General features: G+C 28.2%; 19 protein-coding genes. All 19 read right to left on the reverse strand.

What is annotated here, in order from left to right:
* Window positions 1-10 precede the first annotated feature (10 nt).
* The 19 genes from ACKTSI_RS04860 to mraZ all read right to left on the reverse strand — a co-directional run bounded on the left by ACKTSI_RS04860 (window position 11) and on the right by mraZ (window position 18,901).
* Window positions 11-655, reverse strand: a complete 645-nt coding sequence (locus ACKTSI_RS04860; RefSeq protein ID WP_288980421.1) for an HAD family phosphatase — start codon at window positions 653-655, stop codon at window positions 11-13.
* 8 nt (window positions 656-663) lie between these two features.
* Window positions 664-1,788, reverse strand: a complete 1,125-nt coding sequence (hemW, locus tag ACKTSI_RS04865; protein ID WP_288868697.1) for a radical SAM family heme chaperone HemW — start codon at window positions 1,786-1,788, stop codon at window positions 664-666.
* Window positions 1,789-1,847: 59 nt separating this feature from the next.
* Window positions 1,848-3,656, reverse strand: coding sequence for a translation elongation factor 4 (gene lepA / locus ACKTSI_RS04870; protein ID WP_068475195.1), 1,809 nt, complete (start codon window positions 3,654-3,656; stop codon window positions 1,848-1,850).
* A gap of 3 nt (window positions 3,657-3,659) precedes the next feature.
* Window positions 3,660-4,235 carry a signal peptidase I gene (gene lepB / locus ACKTSI_RS04875; protein ID WP_288868698.1) on the reverse strand — a complete coding sequence of 192 codons (576 nt, stop codon included), beginning with the start codon at window positions 4,233-4,235 and terminating at the stop codon, window positions 3,660-3,662.
* Window positions 4,236-4,274: 39 nt separating this feature from the next.
* The gene (locus ACKTSI_RS04880; protein WP_407862605.1) at window positions 4,275-4,811 is read right to left on the reverse strand and encodes a chromate transporter; all 537 of its coding nucleotides are present in this window, start codon (window positions 4,809-4,811) and stop codon (window positions 4,275-4,277) included.
* A gap of 9 nt (window positions 4,812-4,820) precedes the next feature.
* Window positions 4,821-5,342, reverse strand: a complete 522-nt coding sequence (locus ACKTSI_RS04885) for a chromate transporter (protein WP_407862606.1) — start codon at window positions 5,340-5,342, stop codon at window positions 4,821-4,823.
* Between the two features lies 1 nt (window position 5,343).
* The gene (gene prmC, locus ACKTSI_RS04890; RefSeq protein ID WP_407862607.1) at window positions 5,344-6,144 is read right to left on the reverse strand and encodes a peptide chain release factor N(5)-glutamine methyltransferase; all 801 of its coding nucleotides are present in this window, start codon (window positions 6,142-6,144) and stop codon (window positions 5,344-5,346) included.
* Window positions 6,145-6,158: 14 nt separating this feature from the next.
* Entirely contained in the window at window positions 6,159-6,650 is a 492-nt protein-coding gene (locus ACKTSI_RS04895; protein WP_288868701.1) for a hypothetical protein, read from the reverse strand.
* A gap of 304 nt (window positions 6,651-6,954) precedes the next feature.
* A complete protein-coding gene (gene nrdR / locus ACKTSI_RS04900) occupies window positions 6,955-7,401 on the reverse strand; it encodes a transcriptional regulator NrdR (RefSeq protein ID WP_068472865.1) in 447 nt (148 codons plus the stop codon).
* Window positions 7,401-8,456, reverse strand: a complete 1,056-nt coding sequence (gene ftsZ / locus ACKTSI_RS04905) for a cell division protein FtsZ (RefSeq protein WP_068472867.1) — start codon at window positions 8,454-8,456, stop codon at window positions 7,401-7,403. The genes nrdR and ftsZ overlap by 1 nt, the downstream gene beginning before the upstream one ends.
* Window positions 8,457-8,548: 92 nt before the next feature.
* Window positions 8,549-10,153 (reverse strand): cell division protein FtsQ/DivIB, encoded by a 1,605-nt coding sequence (locus ACKTSI_RS04910; RefSeq protein ID WP_288980206.1) that lies wholly within the window; start codon window positions 10,151-10,153, stop codon window positions 8,549-8,551.
* Window positions 10,154-10,155: 2 nt separating this feature from the next.
* On the reverse strand, window positions 10,156-11,265 hold the full coding sequence (murG, locus tag ACKTSI_RS04915) for an undecaprenyldiphospho-muramoylpentapeptide beta-N-acetylglucosaminyltransferase (protein ID WP_288980203.1): 1,110 nt from the start codon (window positions 11,263-11,265) through the stop codon (window positions 10,156-10,158).
* Window position 11,266: 1 nt separating this feature from the next.
* The gene (locus ACKTSI_RS04920) at window positions 11,267-12,370 is read right to left on the reverse strand and encodes an FtsW/RodA/SpoVE family cell cycle protein (protein WP_407862608.1); all 1,104 of its coding nucleotides are present in this window, start codon (window positions 12,368-12,370) and stop codon (window positions 11,267-11,269) included.
* Window positions 12,370-13,695: a UDP-N-acetylmuramoyl-L-alanine--D-glutamate ligase gene (gene murD, locus ACKTSI_RS04925; protein ID WP_201275401.1), complete on the reverse strand. Its 1,326-nt coding sequence runs from the start codon at window positions 13,693-13,695 to the stop codon at window positions 12,370-12,372. The genes ACKTSI_RS04920 and murD overlap by 1 nt, the downstream gene beginning before the upstream one ends.
* A gap of 13 nt (window positions 13,696-13,708) precedes the next feature.
* On the reverse strand, window positions 13,709-14,680 hold the full coding sequence (gene mraY, locus ACKTSI_RS04930) for a phospho-N-acetylmuramoyl-pentapeptide-transferase (RefSeq protein ID WP_288980196.1): 972 nt from the start codon (window positions 14,678-14,680) through the stop codon (window positions 13,709-13,711).
* A 17-nt stretch (window positions 14,681-14,697) separates the two neighbouring features.
* Window positions 14,698-17,115 (reverse strand): penicillin-binding transpeptidase domain-containing protein, encoded by a 2,418-nt coding sequence (locus ACKTSI_RS04935; protein ID WP_407862609.1) that lies wholly within the window; start codon window positions 17,113-17,115, stop codon window positions 14,698-14,700.
* A 25-nt stretch (window positions 17,116-17,140) separates the two neighbouring features.
* Window positions 17,141-17,506, reverse strand: a complete 366-nt coding sequence (locus ACKTSI_RS04940; RefSeq protein ID WP_288868584.1) for a septum formation initiator family protein — start codon at window positions 17,504-17,506, stop codon at window positions 17,141-17,143.
* Between the two features lie 13 nt (window positions 17,507-17,519).
* Window positions 17,520-18,452: a 16S rRNA (cytosine(1402)-N(4))-methyltransferase RsmH gene (rsmH, locus tag ACKTSI_RS04945; RefSeq protein ID WP_407862610.1), complete on the reverse strand. Its 933-nt coding sequence runs from the start codon at window positions 18,450-18,452 to the stop codon at window positions 17,520-17,522.
* Between the two features lie 11 nt (window positions 18,453-18,463).
* The gene (gene mraZ, locus ACKTSI_RS04950) at window positions 18,464-18,901 is read right to left on the reverse strand and encodes a division/cell wall cluster transcriptional repressor MraZ (protein ID WP_407862611.1); all 438 of its coding nucleotides are present in this window, start codon (window positions 18,899-18,901) and stop codon (window positions 18,464-18,466) included.
* Window positions 18,902-18,986 lie beyond the last annotated feature (85 nt).

Here is an 18,986-nt window from a genome sequence, read left to right on the forward strand (position 1 = left end):
TAACTTTATTTTAAATTTCGCTTTTTAAAAACTCTAAAACTTCTCCTAAATTATCAAAAACATAATCTGCTTTGGTTTGATTTTGTCCAAAGCGTTTATCTTTTATTGCAATGACTTTTATATTTGCATTTTTTCCTGATTGTATTCCCATTGTTGAATCTTCAATAACAAAACAATCACTTTGAGAAACTTCTAAAACTTCACAAGCCTTTAGGTAAATGTCAGGGTTTGGTTTACTTTCTTTTACTTCATCGCCACTTATGATGAAATCAAAGTAATCAAAGATTTCACATTCTTTTAATGCTTTTTCTATCGTTCTTTTAGGACTTGATGAGCAAAGTGCAGTTTTGATTTTATTTTCTTTTAAAAAACTTAAAATTTCTTTTACAAAAGAATTTAAAATTTTTTTATAATTAATCGGATTTTCTGAAAAATATTTTTTATTTTCTTCATCAATTTCTTCAATAGTCAATCTTCCCTCAAGCATTTCATAAAGCAAACTGTAAGTGCCTTTCATATCTGTCCCAATTAATTTGTAAGTATCTTCAAGCTTTCCTTTAAAGCCTCTTTTAGTAATCCAGTCAAATGTTCCTTCCATATAAAACATTTCCGAATCAATTAAAACCCCGTCCATATCAAAAAGTACAGCTTTCATAATTCCTCCTAACAAATATCAACAAAAAAACTATCCATTATATCAAAGCCTTTTTTTGTAAAGTAAATTCTATCTTCTTTTATTTCTACAACATCATTTTTTATTGCATTTTCAACAACTTTTTTATTCTCTTCTAAAAAATTTACATTAAAAAGTTTATTATAATCAGAAATCAAAAAGCCCTCTTTCAAACGCATATTCATTATAATATATTCAAATTTCTTTGTAGCCATATTCAAATTTTCTGAAAAATCTATTGGAATATTTCCATTTCCCAATTCTTTTATATATTTAGAAAGATTTACAGTATTTGAAAATCGCACATCTTCAAAGTATGAATGTGAAGATACTCCCATTCCCAAATATTCTTTACAATTCCAATATTTTTTATTGTGAACAGACTCTTTTTGCTCTTTAGAAAAATTTGAAACTTCATATTGTTTAAGTCCGATTTTTTCTAAATTCTCAACTATTAAATGATACATTTTTCTTTCAATATCTTCATCTAAAAAGTTTAATTTCCCTGCATTTTGCAATGCTTTAAATTTAGTTTTTTCTTCGATAATCAAAGAATAGTAAGAAATATGCTCAGGATTAATCTTTTTTACCATTTCCAAATCATATAAAATATCTTCTACACTTTGCTTTTGATAACCGAAAATTAAGTCTAAATTTATATCAAAATCAAATTTTCTGACCAATTCAATACTTTCAAAAACTTCTTTTGAATTGTGATTTCTTCCAAGCTCTTTTAAAATTTTGTCGTTAAAGCTCTGTACTCCTATGGATAATCTATTTATCCCAGCTTTTTTATAAAATTCCAATTTTTTTTCATCAAAGGTCTTTGGATTTGTTTCAATCGAAATTTCAATATTTTCTAAAACTGTAAAATTCTCTCTAACTTCTTCTAAAATTTCAAAAATATATTTTCCATCAATAAAACTTGGAGTTCCTCCTCCGATAAAAATTGAATCAATAAAAAAATTTTTATTTCCTTTTAACTGAATTTCTTTTTTTAAAGCATTCACATATTCTAAAATTTTAGAATTTGCTCCTTGAAATGCAGTAAAATCACAATAATTGCAAATTTTATCACAAAAAGGAATGTGAATGTATAGTCCTAATCTTTTCATTTTTCTCCCATTAAACAAAAAGCCTATTTAATAATAGGCTTGTAATTTAAAATAATATATTATTTTTCGTCATATTTTAATACCGCTAAAAATGCTTGTTGCGGTACTTCTACGCTACCGATTTGTTGCATTTTCTTTTTACCTTCTTTTTGTTTTTCAAGCAATTTTCTCTTTCTTGAAATATCTCCACCATAACATTTTGCAAGAACGTCCTTTCTCAATGCTCTTACAGTTTCTCTTGCGATTACCTTTGAACCTATTGACGCTTGGATAGGTACTGCAAATTGGTGTCTTGGAATTTCATCTTTTAATCTTTCAACGATATTTCTTGCCCTATCATAAGATTTTTCACGATGAACAATTATTGAAAAGGCATCTACCAAATCTCCATTGATTAAGATATCCAACTTCGCAAGGTCTGAACGTTGATAACCTTTCAATTCATAGTCAAGTGATGCATATCCCTTTGTCTTTGATTTTAAAGCATCGAAAAAGTCATAAATAACTTCATTCAATGGCAAAATATATCTAAGACTAACTCTATGTTGGTCAAGGTATTCCATATTTTCAAAAATTCCTCTCTTATTTTGACACAAGTCCATAATAGTTCCAACATAATCTTTTGGAGTCATAATATTGGCCTCAACTATTGGCTCTTCCATATATTCTATTTCTGTTTCTTTTGGTAAATTACTTGGATTTTGAATTTCTAAAATCTCTCCAGTTTTTTTAGCAACTTTATAAATTACAGACGGAGCAGTAGTGATGATATTCAAATCAAATTCTCTATCAAGTCTTTCTTGAATAATCTCCATGTGTAAAAGCCCTAAGAAACCACATCTAAAACCAAAACCTAAAGCAACTGAACTTTCAGGTTCAAAAGATAATGACGCATCATTTACTTGTAATTTCTCTAATGCCTCTCTTACACTGTTAAAATCTTCTCCCTCTGCTGGATAAATTCCACAGTAAACCATAGGAACAACTTTTTTATATCCAGGTAATGCACTTTCAGTCATATTTTCAAAGTCAGTGATTGTATCCCCAACCCTTGCATCTTTTACATTTTTTATACTCGCAACTACATAACCAACATCTCCGGCTTTAAGCTCTCCCGTTTGAACATTTCCGGACGCAGTATAACCAACTTCAGTAACTTCAAATTTACCTTTTGTTGCCATCATATAAATTGTCATTCCCTCTTTTAAAGTTCCCTCAACTACACGAACATACGAAACAACGCCCTTATATGAATCATAATATGAGTCAAAAATAAGTGCTTTGAGAGGTGCATTTTCATCTCCGGTTGGTGCAGGAACATTATTTACAATATCTTCTAAAACGTCCTCTATATTAAGACCCTCTTTTGCTGAAACTAGAGGAATTCCGTCAGTATCAAAGCCTGTAATTTCTTCGATTTCTTCCTTTACTTCGTCAATTCTGGCTGACGGTAAATCTATTTTATTTATAACAGGTAAAATCTCTAAGTCTTGTTCCAAAGCTAAATAAACATTCCCTAAAGTCTGTGCCTCAACACCTTGTGTAGCATCGACAACCAAAATCGCCCCTTCACAAGCGGCAAGACTTCTTGAAACTTCATAGGTAAAGTCAACATGTCCTGGAGTATCTATAAGATTTAACATATATGTTTCACCGTCTTTAGCCTTGTAGAAAAGTTTTACAGCTTTTAGCTTTATGGTAATTCCTCTTTCTCTTTCAAGGTCCATACTATCTAAAACCTGTTCTTCCATTTCTCTTTTAGTCATCATTCCGGTTTTTTCTATCAATCTATCTGCAAGTGTAGATTTCCCATGATCTATATGTGCAATTATCGAAAAATTTCTAATATTACTCTGCTCTATTTTCATAAATTATTTTAGCCCCCCAAAATTATTAAACGGATAATATCTAAGTACAATTTTACCTACAATATCACTTCTCGGTATAGTTCCCAAATCTCTACCATCTCTACTATTTGACCTGTTATCCCCCAAAACAAAAACATGCCCTTGAGGAACAACCCATTTTGTATTTTCATTATGTGGAGTCGTAACATTCGTGCTTACATAATTTTCTTCCAACATTTCTCCGTTCAAATAAACTCTATCTTTAATTATCTCAACAGTATCTCCTTCAACTCCTATAACCCTCTTTAGATAATATTTTTTTGCACTTGGAACATAAAAATCAATAATATCCCCACGAGTTATATTTTTTTTCATAAAAAATAGCTTATTAACCATAAGTCTATCTCCATTATTTACGGTTGGATTCATACTTCTACCATCTACAATTGTACTTGTAATAACAAAGGTTTTAATTCCAAAACTTATTAAAAGTGCTAAAATTATAACTTTCGCATAATCTAAAAAAATCTTAAAATAATTTTTTTCGTCTTTTTTCTTTATATTAATTTCTTGTTCTTCTTCATATCTATCATCAATCATAATTTTCCCTCCAAATACAATATTATTTTACCATATTTTTTAATGTCTATCCACTAAAAACTTACAATAAAATACATAACCGAATCCACCTAAAAATATAATGATAAATGGACTCACTTTAAAATAACTAACCAAAAGCACAACTATTGCACTAATTATATAATGACTTCCTTTTAACTTTGTTTTTCTTCCAAGTATAAAAACTGCCGATGCCAAAACTCCAACTAAAGCCGGTTTTACCGCAACAAAAAATTTGCTAACATAGTAATTCGCACTCATGCTTTTAAAAAAAACTGAAATTATAATAATAGACAAAAATGCAGGCAATATTGAACAGAATAGGCAAAGTAACGCTCCTGCAAAGCCTCTAATCTTATATCCGACTATAACACTTATATTACAGCCCAAAACCCCAGGAACACTTTGTGCTATACCTAATGCGTCTAAAAACTCTTCCTCTGTTAAAAGTTTGTGTTTTTCAACAACTTCTTTATTTATAACCGGAATCATAGCAGCTCCACCACCAACTGTGAGGGTGCTTAAATATAAAAATATTTTAAATAATTTAAACAACATAATAAACTCCTAAACTAACCACATTCCAATAAATCCAGTCAAAAATATCGCTATTATTGGGTGCAAATTTTTAAAAGTAGATAAATAAAAAATAATTCCAAAAGTTATAATTGAATATACAGTATAAAAATCTGCATCTATAACTGAAATACAACTTGATGCTATAAGACCGATTACAACAGGTCTTATGCCTATAAAAAAGTTTTTTATATGTATATTATCTTTAAACTTTTTCATAAAAAATACAATTAAAGTTATCAAAATAAAACTTGGAAGAACAACTGCAAAAGTTGTAATCAATGAACCTAAAACACCATTACCAACATTATAACCAACAAAAGTTGCAAGGTTTATCGCTATAGGTCCCGGAGTTATTTGTGAAATTGTAACAAAATTTATAAAATCAGGCATTTCAATCCAAGCATATTTATCTACAACAAGAGATATAATTAGTGGAATCATAGCATATCCACCACCAAAGTTATATGCTCCTATAAAAAAGAAAACCAAAAATAAACTAATTAAAACCATTTTATCCTCTCTTAGCTATCAAAATTCTATCGAAACCTGCAAAATCTTTTTTAGCAACTAAAATCTTAAATCCTTTTTCAATCAACATTTCAGAAATAACTTCCATTTGATTATATCCGATTTCAAAAGCCAAAACACCCATTTCAGATAAATATTCTAAAGAATTTCCAATTATTTCTCTGTAAAAAAATAATCCGTCTTTACCACCATATAAAGCATTTTGAGGCTCAAAAGACAATTCTCTTTCTAAAGTTTTCATCTCAGCCTCATCAATGTATGGAGGATTTGAAACTATAATGTCAAAATCTTTTTCTTTAACATTTGAAAAAATATCACTTTCAAAAAAATTCACATTTTTCAAATGAAATTTCTCTTTATTTTTATTTGATAGATTTACAGCTTTTTCACTTATATCTATTCCGTAAATATTGGAATTTTCTAAATTACTTGCCAAAGAAAGACTTATAGCCCCCGTTCCACAGCCAATATCCAAAATTTTATCCTTTTTACAGTCCAAATTCAAAATTTCATCAACTAAAATTTCTGTTTCAAATCTTGGAATTAAAGCTGATTCATCAACAAATAACTCCAAACCATAAAATTCCCATTTCCCAAAAATGTATTGCAATGGATAATGTGCTTTTCTTTTTTCAATTATATCTAAAAAACTATCATATATATCATCAATACAAAATTGCAAATCAAGTTTTAATTCTATCAAACTTTTTTTAAGCAAAAATTCTAAAATCAACCAATTTTCATTTGTATCTCCATATTTTTCAATTAATTCTTTTATGTTCATAAAAAACTCCAATTCTAAGAAATTTTAGAATATAACTCATAAACAAAATTATAAAAATCTTCAGTAACAGTAACTAAAAATGCAGATTCATTATATTTCAAAATCGCAGTTCTATCCTCAGCAGACAGCGAAATACTAACATTATTGTTATTGCTCTCAAAAGCAATATTCAAATCCTCTGTCCCCATATTAAGACTTGGATTAGAAACAAATTTACCAAACTCAACTTTTGAAATAATATCGTCCATTAACTTTTTATCTTCAATTATGTATTTCTTTTCATTTCCAGCTTTAATAATTTTTATTTTATTTAATTCTTGAGAAGATAAATATTTTTTTTCAATTTTTAATACATCTTTTTTATTAACATCAACAACAATATAATATTTATCTCTTTCTTTTTGTATTCTTCCCGCCTCAACACTTGACTGATAAAAAATTATTCCCAAACCAAAAATTTCTATAATTGACGTTAGAATAATCGCAAACTTAATATTTTTTTTCATAAAACACTCCCAATGAATTTATAAGACAACATCTTAAAATCACAATAATCATTCATTATTATTTGAACATATTTCCATTTTGATAAATTTAAAGTGGTAAATATGATGAAATAAATATTCTTTTACACAAGAATCGTAAACTCATATTTATTTGAACATATTTCCATTTTGATAAATTTAAAGAGGTAAATATGATGAAATAAATATTCTTTTACACAAGAATCGTAAACTCATATTTATTTTAACATATTTTACAATAAAAATAAATTAAAAACCATATAAAAAGGAGTGAATAAATCACTCCTTAAAACTCTTCTTGTAAATATTCCAAAAATGCTTTAACATCCTTGAACTTTTTATAAACAGCTGCAAAACGAACATAAGAAACTTCGTCAAGATTTTTTAAATTTTTCAAAACCAATTCTCCTATTTGAGTCGATTCAATTTCATTTTTATAATTCTTTCTAATATCCATTTCAATATTATCTATAACAGCTTCTATCTGTTCATCATCAATATTTCTCTTTTCACAGCATTTTTTTATCCCAGCAAAAACTTTGTTACGAGAAAAAATTTGTCTTGAGCCATCTTTTTTTAATACAAAAATTACAAATTCAGGCATTCTTTCATAAGTTGTAAATTTATAATTACAAACTTCACAAAGACGTCTTCTCTTAACATAAGTTTTATCTTGCGAATTTCTAGAATCTAAAACTCTAGTAGTTTCTGCTCCACAGTTAGGACATTTCATTATCTTAAGAAACTCGGAATATCTAAATCTAATCCATCATCTTTTTTAGCAGAAGATGATTTGCTTTCAATTGAAGTTGGTTTTCTTAGTCCACCTGATACAAGTGGATCAAAGCCAGTTGCAATAACAGTAATCTTAATATCATCTCCTAATGATTCATCAATTCCTGAACCGAAGATAACATTAGCATCTCCATCAATAGCCTCTCTAATCAATTCAGCTGCTTCATGAGCTTCAAAAATACCAACACTAGCAGCAGTAACATTAAGAAGAACAGCCTTAGCACCATCAATAGAAGTTTCAAGTAATGGACTGTTAATAGCCATCTTTGCTGCCTCAATAGCTCTATTATCTCCACTTGCTCTACCAATTCCCATATGAGCAATTCCTTGGTCTAACATAACTGACTTAACATCAGCAAAGTCTAAGTTAATGATATTTGGAACGGCAATTAAATCTGAAATACCTTGAATACCATTCATTAAAACTTCATCAGCCATAGCAAATGCCTCTAACATAGTTGTTCTTTTTTCAGAAATTTGTAATAATCTATCATTTGGAATAGTAATTAAAGTATCAACTTTTTCTTTTAAAGCCTCAATTCCTTGTTCAGCTTGAACAGCTCTTTTTCTTCCTTCAAAAGTAAATGGTTTAGTAACAACACCAACAGTTAAAATTCCCATTTCTTTTGCAATACCTGCAACAACAGGAGCGGCACCTGTTCCGGTTCCACCACCCATACCGGCAGTTATAAATACCATATCAGTACCTTGAAGTGATTGTATAATTTCTTCTTTACTTTCTTCAGCTGCTTTTTCTCCAACAGCAGGATTAGCTCCGGCTCCAAGACCTCTTGTTAATTTTTCTCCAATTTGTATTTTTGTTTCTATATCAATAGAATTTAAAATTTGTCTATCTGTATTAATAGCAACAAAATCAACACCCCTTAAGCCTGATTGTTTCATTCTTGATATAGCGTTATTTCCACCACCGCCAATACCAAAAACTTTAATTTTGGCTAAATCATTTCCATATACTTCCATTTCAAATGCCATTTCAATTTCCTCCTGTATTTTTTATATTAATTTCTGTTTAATTTTAAATTTCAGTTATTTAATATTATACTAAATTTTTCAATAAAATTCTACTATTTTTTTACTATTATTGGGTTATCTCCAACATTTAATATAATTTCTTTTGCATTTATTCCTTCAAGTTGAATTTTTTTGATTAAAATTCCAATAACTTGAGTTTTTTTAGCATAATCTTTCAAATCTCCAAATGTAACTTTTAAAGAATTTTTAAATTCTAAAACTATTTCTTTATCATTAGTGAAATCTATACTAACAATTTCAGAATAATATTCTTTAGTTAAAATATCTAATAAAAATTTAACTTTTGTAATATCTTTAGAAAAATCATCTCCAACTTTTAATCCTGTTTCAGAAATTCCTTTTATCTGAACTCCTGATGCCTTAGAATTATCAGTAACAACCTCTTTAACTTTTCCATAATTATCGATAGTAGTTAATCCACTTGGTGAATTTATATAAGCACTAACATAATTTTCTTTTATTTCTATTTCAATTATATTTGGATAATTTTTCCTTACCTTAACACTTTCAATATTTGAAATTTCTTTTAAGTTTTTTTCAATTTTACTTGAAGATGCTAAAAATATATTATCTCCAATACTAACGCCACTTTTTGAAATTAAAATTTCTTTTTCATTAGCAACATTACCGGTAATATTTATATAATCTATTTTAAACAAATCATGAGTTAATCCAAAATAAACAGCTATCGCTGAACAAGCAACTAAAAAAGCTAAAAGGAATTTAAAGAAGATTCTAAATCCTCCTCTTTTTTTCTTTTTCTTACCTTTTTTATTTACATAATATTCATCTTCATCTTCTTCGTATTCATCTTCAAACTCATCATCTGTTTCTTTAAGTTCATTATAGTAATTAGATTTTTGACTTACATTTACAAAAGATTTTTCATCTGAGTCAACATTGTATTCCGGCTCATCATCTAAACTACCAAAATCATCATCGTCATCTTCTTCATAACTTTTATTTTCAAAACTAACATATCCTGAATTGTCAAATAAAGAATCGTAATTTCCCTCTTCAGATGAATCTTCATCATTTGCTATACTATATTGATTAAATATTGAATTTTCATCTTCTTTTTTATCATCAAAAACAGTATCTTCAGTTGTTTCAAATAAAGAATCATATTTTTTTTCATCTGAGTCATTATTGGAATTTTCATCTTCAGCTTCTAAACTGCCAAAATCATCATCATCATCGTCATCTTCTTCAGTTTTATCATATAGTTTTATATCTTCTTCAAAATCATCTACTATATCGTAAATTACATCTTCCTCAAGAATTTCTTCTTTTTTATCCAATTTGGCTGTTTCATTTAAGATTTCTTTTTCTTTTGGAATCTCAATTTCTTTTAAAATTTCTTTTTCTTCTGAAACATCTTGAATCACTTCGTCCTCAATCATATCAGAAGATGAAAAAACATCTTTTTTAACTTCTTCAAAAGAATTTTTTTCTTTTTCATGCTTAACTTGCTCAAAATCTACACTTCTAAAATCTTCAAAAAAAGATTCATCAATAGTTTTTTCTTTAGACTTTAATTTATCATATTCATAGAATTCATCTTTTACAGAAATGTCTTCATCTCTATTTTTCTTTATAAAAATTCTAGGCTTTTTTTCTCTTTTATCAGCAGACATAACTACCTCCCTTTAAATTCATCATAAAATATTGAAACAAAGTCTTTAACTGCATTAGGTGTAGCAAGTTTTTTCGCATTTTCTTTCATTTGCTCCAATCTACTATTATCAAAAATTATCTTTTCTATATTTTCCCATAATAAATCTGAATTTAATTCTTTTTCTAAAATAAGTTCAGAGGCACCAATATCTTTATATGCTCTCGCATTAAATTCTTGATGATTTTCTGTTGTATATGCTTTTGGAATCAAAATACTTGCTAATCCAATTTTAGAAATCTCAGCAAGTGTTATCGCTCCGGAACTTGTTATAACAAGGTCTGAAACTCCATAAGCCTTATCCATTTCAGTCATATATGGTAAAATTTTTACATTATTTCCAATTTTTATATCTTTATTCTTTATTTCTTCTAAAAACTTGTCGTAATTAAGTTTTCCTGTTACATGAATTAAAGAAATTTTTTCATTTTCACAAAATTTATCTAAAATTCCAAGAACAGCTTTGTTAAGCTCTTCACTTCCGTTACTTCCTCCAAAAGAAAATATATTTTTAGAATTTTCATCTATTTCAAAAAATTTAAGAGATTGCTCTCTATTCAAAAACTCAAATCTATTTCTTATCGGATTTCCTGTAACAACACATTTATCGTTGTTTTTAAAAAACTTGATAGACTCTTTAAAAGTAACTGCCATAGCATTAACATATCTTGATAATATTCTATTTGTAATTCCAGGATAACTGTTTTGTTCATGAAATATTGTATAAATACCCATTTTATGAGCTTTATATAAAACAGGTCCTGTTACAAATCCTCCTGTTCCTATAACCACATCAGGTTTAAATCTCTTTAATATTTTTTTTGCTTGTCTTAAACCTTTAAGTAGAACAAAAATAGATTTAAAGAATTTTTTATTAATCTTTCTTGGAAGACCCATAACTTCTATTGATTCATAATTAATCTCTAAGCTTGGAATCAATTCACTCTCCATACTATTTTTAGAACCTATGTATAAAATATCTATATTATTATCTCTTTTTTTCAACTCTTCAATTATTGCAACAGCAGGATATATATGTCCTCCTGTTCCACCACCAGATATTACAACTTTCATACTATCTCCCTTTTACATCATATCTAACAATTCCTAAAATAATTCCAATCATTACAGAAGTCATAACTAAAGATGAACCTCCATAGCTTACAAATGGTAAAGTTACTCCAGTAGGAGGAATAACTCCTGTTGCTGTACCTATATTTACCAATGCTTGCAATCCTATTGAAAATATTATTCCCAATATTATCATTTTTCCGTATAAACTCTTAATATTTCTAGAAATCATTATTCCTAAATAAGCTAAATAAATATAAACTCCGATTAAAAACATAGAACCTACAAAACCGAACTCTTCAGCAATAGTTGCAAAAATAAAATCATTATGTGCCTCAGATAAAGTATATTTTTGTCTTCCATTTCCAAGACCAACACCTAAAAGAGAACCATTAGTTATTGCAAAAAGTGATTTTATTAATTGCCAAGACTTAGAATCTCTATATTTTAATGGGTCAATAAAGGCTTGAATTCTACTAGTTCTACTATATCCTGACTTTAACAAAAATACAGCTCCAAAACTTGCTAAACTCAGTCCTAAAACAGAAAATCCTACTGCTTTTTTATCCATACCTGCAACCAGATACATAGATGTTATAGTCCCTGCTATTACTAAGGTAGTTGAAAGGTCGGGCTGAATCATTACAGAAAAAGCTGATATTCCAACTATTGCCAAATATTTAAAAAACACATTTTTAAAAGTAAATGCTTTTTTGTACCTATCAATCACATAAGCCATCATCATTATGGATCCAATTTTCATAAAGTCGGAAGGCATAAAAGTAAAAAATCCTACTCCAACCCATCTTCTTGCATTATAAATATTTACTCCAAGTGGAGAATATACTAAAAAACCCATCAAAAATACAAATATAAAAATATTCTTACTATACTTTCTTAATTTTAAAATATTTATATATGATATGAAGAAAATAGCCATAATAGATAAAACAACAAAAATTATATGTTTTCTTATTATCTCTATTTCATTCCCCTTTAATCTGTAACTATATGGCCAGCTTGTACTAAATACCATTATGCTTCCAAAAAGTAGCAAAAAGATAACTACCATAACTAACTTCTTGGCATATTTATCAAATTTCATCATTATAATTCATTTACCAACTTCTTAAATAAATTTCCTCTTTCTTCAAAACTTTTGAACATATCCCAACTTGCAGATGCCGGAGAAAGTAATACATTATCTCCACTGCTTGCTAATTCAAAACATTTTTCTACAACTTCTTTATAACTATCGACTATTACATTATTTTCAAATCCGTATTTTTTTGAACAAGAATCAAATTTATATTTTGTATCTCCAACTAAAATTAATTTTTTTACTTTTCCATTAAATGACTCAAACAAAGGATTAAAATCAACACCTTTATCATATCCACCTAAAATCAAAATAATAGGTTTTTCTAAAGCGTCAACAGCTTTTATAGTTGAATCTACATTTGTTCCTTTAGAATCATTGTAAAACTTTATTCCATTTAATTCTCTAACAAATTCAATTCTATGTTCAACTCCACCAAAATTTTTGCACGCAAAAATTATAGTATCCATATCTATACCATAATTATAACAAATTGCAACAGAAATTAAAACATTTTGAGCATTATGTTTGCCTAAAATTTTCAAATCTTTCATAGAAAATAACTTTTCACCTTTATGATAAAAATTATTTTCGTTAAAATAAAAATCTGTATCTTTTCTTTCTAATGAAATCTTTGTAATATTTGTATTTTCTACATCAACTTTACTTAAAATTTCATCATCTATGTTTAAAACTAAATTTCCATTTTTATCCATATTTTTAAAGACTTTAAATTTGTCTTGTATATAATTTTCAAAACTTCCATGCCAATCAATATGGTCAGGAGTTATATTTCCAATTGATGCTATAAAAGGTTTAAAAAGTTTAGTGTTATGTAGTTGGAAACTACTAACTTCTATGATATTTACAGTTTCTTCATCAGAATTAAATATTTCCCAAAGCATACCTACACCAATGTTACCAACCACTTTTGATTTTATATTTGCAGTTTTAAAAATTTCTCCAACTAAACTTGTAGTTGTAGTCTTTCCATTAGTTCCGGTTATTGCAATAATTTTTCTTTTTGAAAATAGAGTATATGCCAATTCCAAATCCGTATAAACAGGAACATTATTTTCACAAAAATATTCAATTATTTCATTAAACGGTTTTATCCCGGGACTTTTAACAACAAAATCAAAATCATAATCTTTATAATTTTTTATAAATTTAAAATTAAATCCATTAAGACTTTCAAAAACATTTTTTAATTCTATTTCTTCTTTATCGTCATAACAATAAACTTCGGCTCTTAACGAACTCAAAGTTTTTATAGTTGAAATTCCGGATAAACCCAAACCTACAACTAAAACTTTTTTATTTAAAACTTCCATAAATATCCCCTAACTAAGCATTAAAAAATAAATATACAGCTATAATTGATAGAATTCCACTAATCACTGCAAAAGACGTAACTATTTGAGGTTCTTTATAACCCTTTAATTCATAATGATGATGAATAGGACTCATCAAAAATACTCTCTTTTTATTTCTAGTTTTGTAACTAACAACTTGAATAATTACAGATAATGCCTCCATTACATAAATTCCACCGATGATTGGTAGGTAGAAAATCATTCCATTAAGTATGCATATACTTGCAATAGCACCACCTAATGCCATTGAACCGGTATCTCCCATAAATACTCTGGCAGGATATGAATTAAACATAACAAATCCCATTAAACTCGCCATAAATACTAAAGAAAATACTGAAACACTTGGGTATTTAAAAAAACTTATTACCGCAAGACCTAAAAATACAGGAATTGATACTGAAGATGAAAGCCCGTCTAAACCATCTGTTAAATTAGTAGCATTCGCAGTTCCAACCATTACAAAAATTAGTATAGGATATATAAACCAACCAAAATTAACAGCTCCTTTTACAAAAGGAATTAATTGGTATCTCAAGTCAACTCCTACAACTTTTTCTATAAAAACAATTACAACTATACTAATTATAAATTGAATAATCAGCTTTTGAATTTCAGTAAGACCCAATGACCTTTTCATAATAAGTTTGAAAAAGTCATCTAAAAATCCTATGAATGTAAAGCCTAACATACCGATTAAAACAGCAAATACTTCTTTAGAAAAATTACCTAAACAAATTGTTGTAATAATTATAGCAACCACAAAAAATATTCCACCCATAGTTGGCGTTCCGGCTTTAGATAAATGACTTTGTGGTCCGTCATCTCTAATATTTTGTCCAAGTTTAAATTTTCTTAAATATGGAATAGACATTTTTGCTATAAACACAGTTAGAAAAAAACTGAACAAAATACTCCATATTACAAAATTTGATATATCCATTATTTTCATCTCCTAAATTAATCTTCAAAAGTTAATACTATTTCTTCATCCTTTGAAATATAACTTCCAATTTTCTTGTTTGAAGATACAAATTTACCCTTACCACCTGAAGTTTTATATTTGTATCCCATTTTATTTACAACTTCCATAGCTTGTTGATAATTCATTTTTGAAAAATCAACTACTAATAATTTTGCATCTTCTGATAAAGTAAGTTCAACATTACTTCCTTCATCTAAAGTCTTTCCGGCATACTCACTTTGCTCTGTAACAATAGCTTTTGGAGAACTTTCTCCCTTAACAGTATAATTTAACGCTTTTCCTTTTAAAACTTCTACTGCATATTCTAAAGTAAGTCCTCTAACGTCCGGAACATTTGTCTTTCTAATTATATTATTGTCATCTTTTGTCTTGACTAATTGTTTGTATTCAACTATTTCTTCAACCAATTTTTTAGCTAAAGGCGCACATGCTCCGGTACCACCTGTGTTCACCTTTGGCTCATCAAAAATAATCAAAATACTATATTTTGGATTTTCAATAGGAAAAGTCACATACAAAGATGCAATAGTTTTATTATCGTCATATATACCATTTACAGTTTTTAAAGTTGTACCGGATTTACCACCCATTCTAATACTATTAGAATACGCCTTCTTAACTATACCATCTGTTACACCATGTTCCATCATAACACGCATCTTATCGCTTGTTTCTTTAGATATAATTTGATTTTTAATAATCGGTTCGTTTTCTTTTATTTTGATTTCATCATCAGATTTTTTTTCAATATTTTTTACATTAATTTGTGGCTCTAATAAATATCCACCATTTACAACTGCATTTGCAGCAGTAATCATTTGAATAGGAGTTACAGAAACACCATGACCATAACTCATTGTGGCAAGTTCTGCAGGCCCTATATCTGATAATTTTTTAGGAATCTGCCCGCTACTTTCTCCAGGTAATGATATTCCTGTTATCTTTCCAAACCCAAAACCGTTTATATATCTATAAAATCTTTCTTTCCCTAAATGTCTAGCCATTTGAACAAAAGCAGGGTTACAACTATTATCCAAAGCCTCAGTAAAAGTTTCTTTCCCATGAGGATTTTTCCAGTTAAAACATCTAAGAGTTATTCCTGGAATATCTTTTATAAAACCATTACAATAAAAAGTTGAATCTAGTGTATCACTCTTTTCTTCCAAAGATGCACTGGCAGTTATAAGTTTAAATACAGAACCCGGCTCATAACTATCACTTACAGCAGGATTTCTCCACATAGCAAATATTTTTTCAAGCCTTTCTTTTTCATTTAAGGTTTCAAATTCTTTACTTGCCTCTTCTCCGATAGGAGTTGTAGGATTATTAGTATCATATTTTGGAAAATTATCCATAGCTAATATATCCCCATTTGTTACATCAGAAACTATAACACTCAACTTAATCGGTTTTTCTTCATTAAAATATTGTTGCCCATACTTTGCAACATATTCTTGTATTGTACTATCAATAGTTAAATACAAATCAGAACCGTCTTTAGCATCAACAATTTCTTCAACAGACTTACTCAAATTTTCTCTTATTACTCTTCTGGCACCACTTGTTCCCGCAAGATTATCGTTTAAAAAATTTTCAACTCCACTTTGTCCGCCATTTTCATTAGCATGACCAACGACAAAAGGAGCCAAAGTTCCATTTATATAACTTCTATTTTGTTCTATTTCAACACTGATTATGGAAGAATTTATTTCCTTAATCTCTTTAACAATATCCGGACTAATAGTTTTCTTTATTTTGAAATTAGTCCCTCTATTTGCCCTATCAAAAACTTTCTTCTTATCCAACTCAAGCACAGAAAAAATCTTATCGATTTTTTTCTCTTCCACCTCTTTAGCTTTTTCAGAATAAAGTTTAAATTTATCATATTCTAAAACCGAAAAATAAACTTCCTTATTGCTATTAGCACTTACTAAAAGTGAATTTTCAGATTTAACAACAGAATTTTGTTCTTCTGTAATATCTTTTTTTATCAATAAGTTATTATATTCATCAGCCTTAGCAAAGATTTCTTCTTTATTTAATTGCAAAATATCAAAAATCTTATCTAATTTTTTAGTTTCTTCATCTTTAATTTTCCCACTAGATTTTTTATAACGATTATAATCAAAAGTGGAAAAATATCCATTATATACACTTATACTTTTAGCTAAAGTATTTCCATTTCTATCAAAAATACTACCTCTCTTAGCCTCAAGTGTTGTATAACTAACAGAATCTTTAAATTCTTCAACGCTGTATTTATTTTTGGAATACAGTTGCAAATAGGCTAATTTAAAACCTATACTCGCAAAAAGTATTATAAATACAAAAAATAAAACAGCCGAACGAGAAGAGACTGTTTTATTTCTAATAATATATTGCTTGTTTTTCATTTAAACTCCTCTTGTTTAAGTTTAATTAGTCAATTTTATCCAAATACTTAACTTGTTCTTTCTTTGGAAAATCCATATTATAATTTAACCTTGCAATCTTTTCAATCCTATCAACAGATTTATAAGGCTCAAGCTTAATATCATAATCATCTCTTTCTGTTTCTAATGAGCGAATTTCAGAGTTTAGTGCATTTATTTTTCTATTTTGTTGAGCAATATTTAGATATCCATATAAAATTACTACACTAAAAGCTAATGTAACAGTAGCAAATATAAAAAGTGTAATATTTTTATATAAACTGGATTCTCTGGTAATTCCGTAGGCTTTTTTCTTTTTCTCTAAAATTCTCTCATTTGAAACATCTATATATTTTACTTGAGCCGTACTCATATAAATCCTCCTCCTAAATTTTTGAACAAACTCTTAGCTTTGAACTTTTTGACCTAGAATTTTTGTCCATTTCATCTTTTGAAGGTATTAAAGGCTTTCTTGTTAAAATTTTTATCTTAGGCTTGTTGTTACAAACACAAACATATAATTCTTTAGGACAAGTACAGCCTTTTGCAAGATTCTTAAAAGAATCTTTAACAATCCTATCTTCTAAAGAATGAAAAGTAATAATACACAATCTGCCATTTTCATTTAATCTATCCACTATATCGGGAATAACTTTTTTTATAACTTCAAGTTCTCTATTAACCTCAATCCTTATAGCTTGAAACACCCTTTTTGCAGGGTGCCCACCCTTAGCCCTAACAGCTTTGGGAATAGCCCTTTCAATAATATCAACTAATTCAAAAGTAGTTTCTATAAACTTTTCTTTTCTATAATTAACTATAAATTCTACTATCCTTTTTGTCCATTTTTCTTCGCCATAGTTATAAAAAATATATTCCAAATCTTTAGAATCATAATAATTTACAACATCAAAGGCACTCTTTTCAAGACTTCTATCCATTCTCATATCCAATGGAGCGTCTATCATATATGAAAAACCTCTTTGACCATTATCTATTTGATAAGAAGAAACCCCTATATCCAATAGCACACCGTCAACTTTATCTATTTCAAAATAATCTAATATCTCTTTAAAATTTTCAAAATTACTTTTATAAAACAAAACATTATCAGAAATCTTTAAAAGTCTTTCCTTTGCAACTGCTAAAGCCTCTTCATCTTGGTCAACGCAAATAAGTTTTCCACCTTTTATTCTTTTTAATATTTCAGTTGAATGACCTGCGCCACCAACAGTTAAATCAACATAAATTCCATCAGGTTTTATATTTAAATTTTCTATTACTTCATCTAACATTATAGGTATATGATTAAATTCCATAACTAACTTCCTTAAAAATCAAGTCCGTCAAACTTTTCAGACATAATATTATCATCACTATATTCAGTTTCACTGTATTCATTCCATTTTTCCTTGGACCAAATTTCAATTCTATCAGAAACTCCAATAATCATTACATCTCTTTCAATCCCTGCGAATTCACGCAAATTTTTATTAACTAAAAATCTTCCTTGTTTATCTAAATCCGAAGTCATCGCACAACTACAAAAAAATCTTGTAATTGAACGAACATCTTTTTTACTCAATCCTTTTGAATTAAGTTGTTCTGTAAACTCATTCCATTTTGATTCTGTAAAAACAAATAAACAACCTTCAAGGCCGCGAGTTACAATAAAATTAGTTCCTAGTTCATTTCTAAACTTTGATGGCATAATTAATCTGCCCTTATCATCTAATGTATGAGGAAAATCTCCCAAGAACATTGCCATCACCTCCTAAAAACTAACTCCATTTTGCTCCATATTACCCCACATTTATTATTACACTTATATTTTATACTATTTTTTCATATTT

Source organism: Parvimonas parva (assembly GCF_045866535.1).
GTDB lineage: Bacteria > Bacillota > Clostridia > Tissierellales > Peptoniphilaceae > Parvimonas > Parvimonas parva.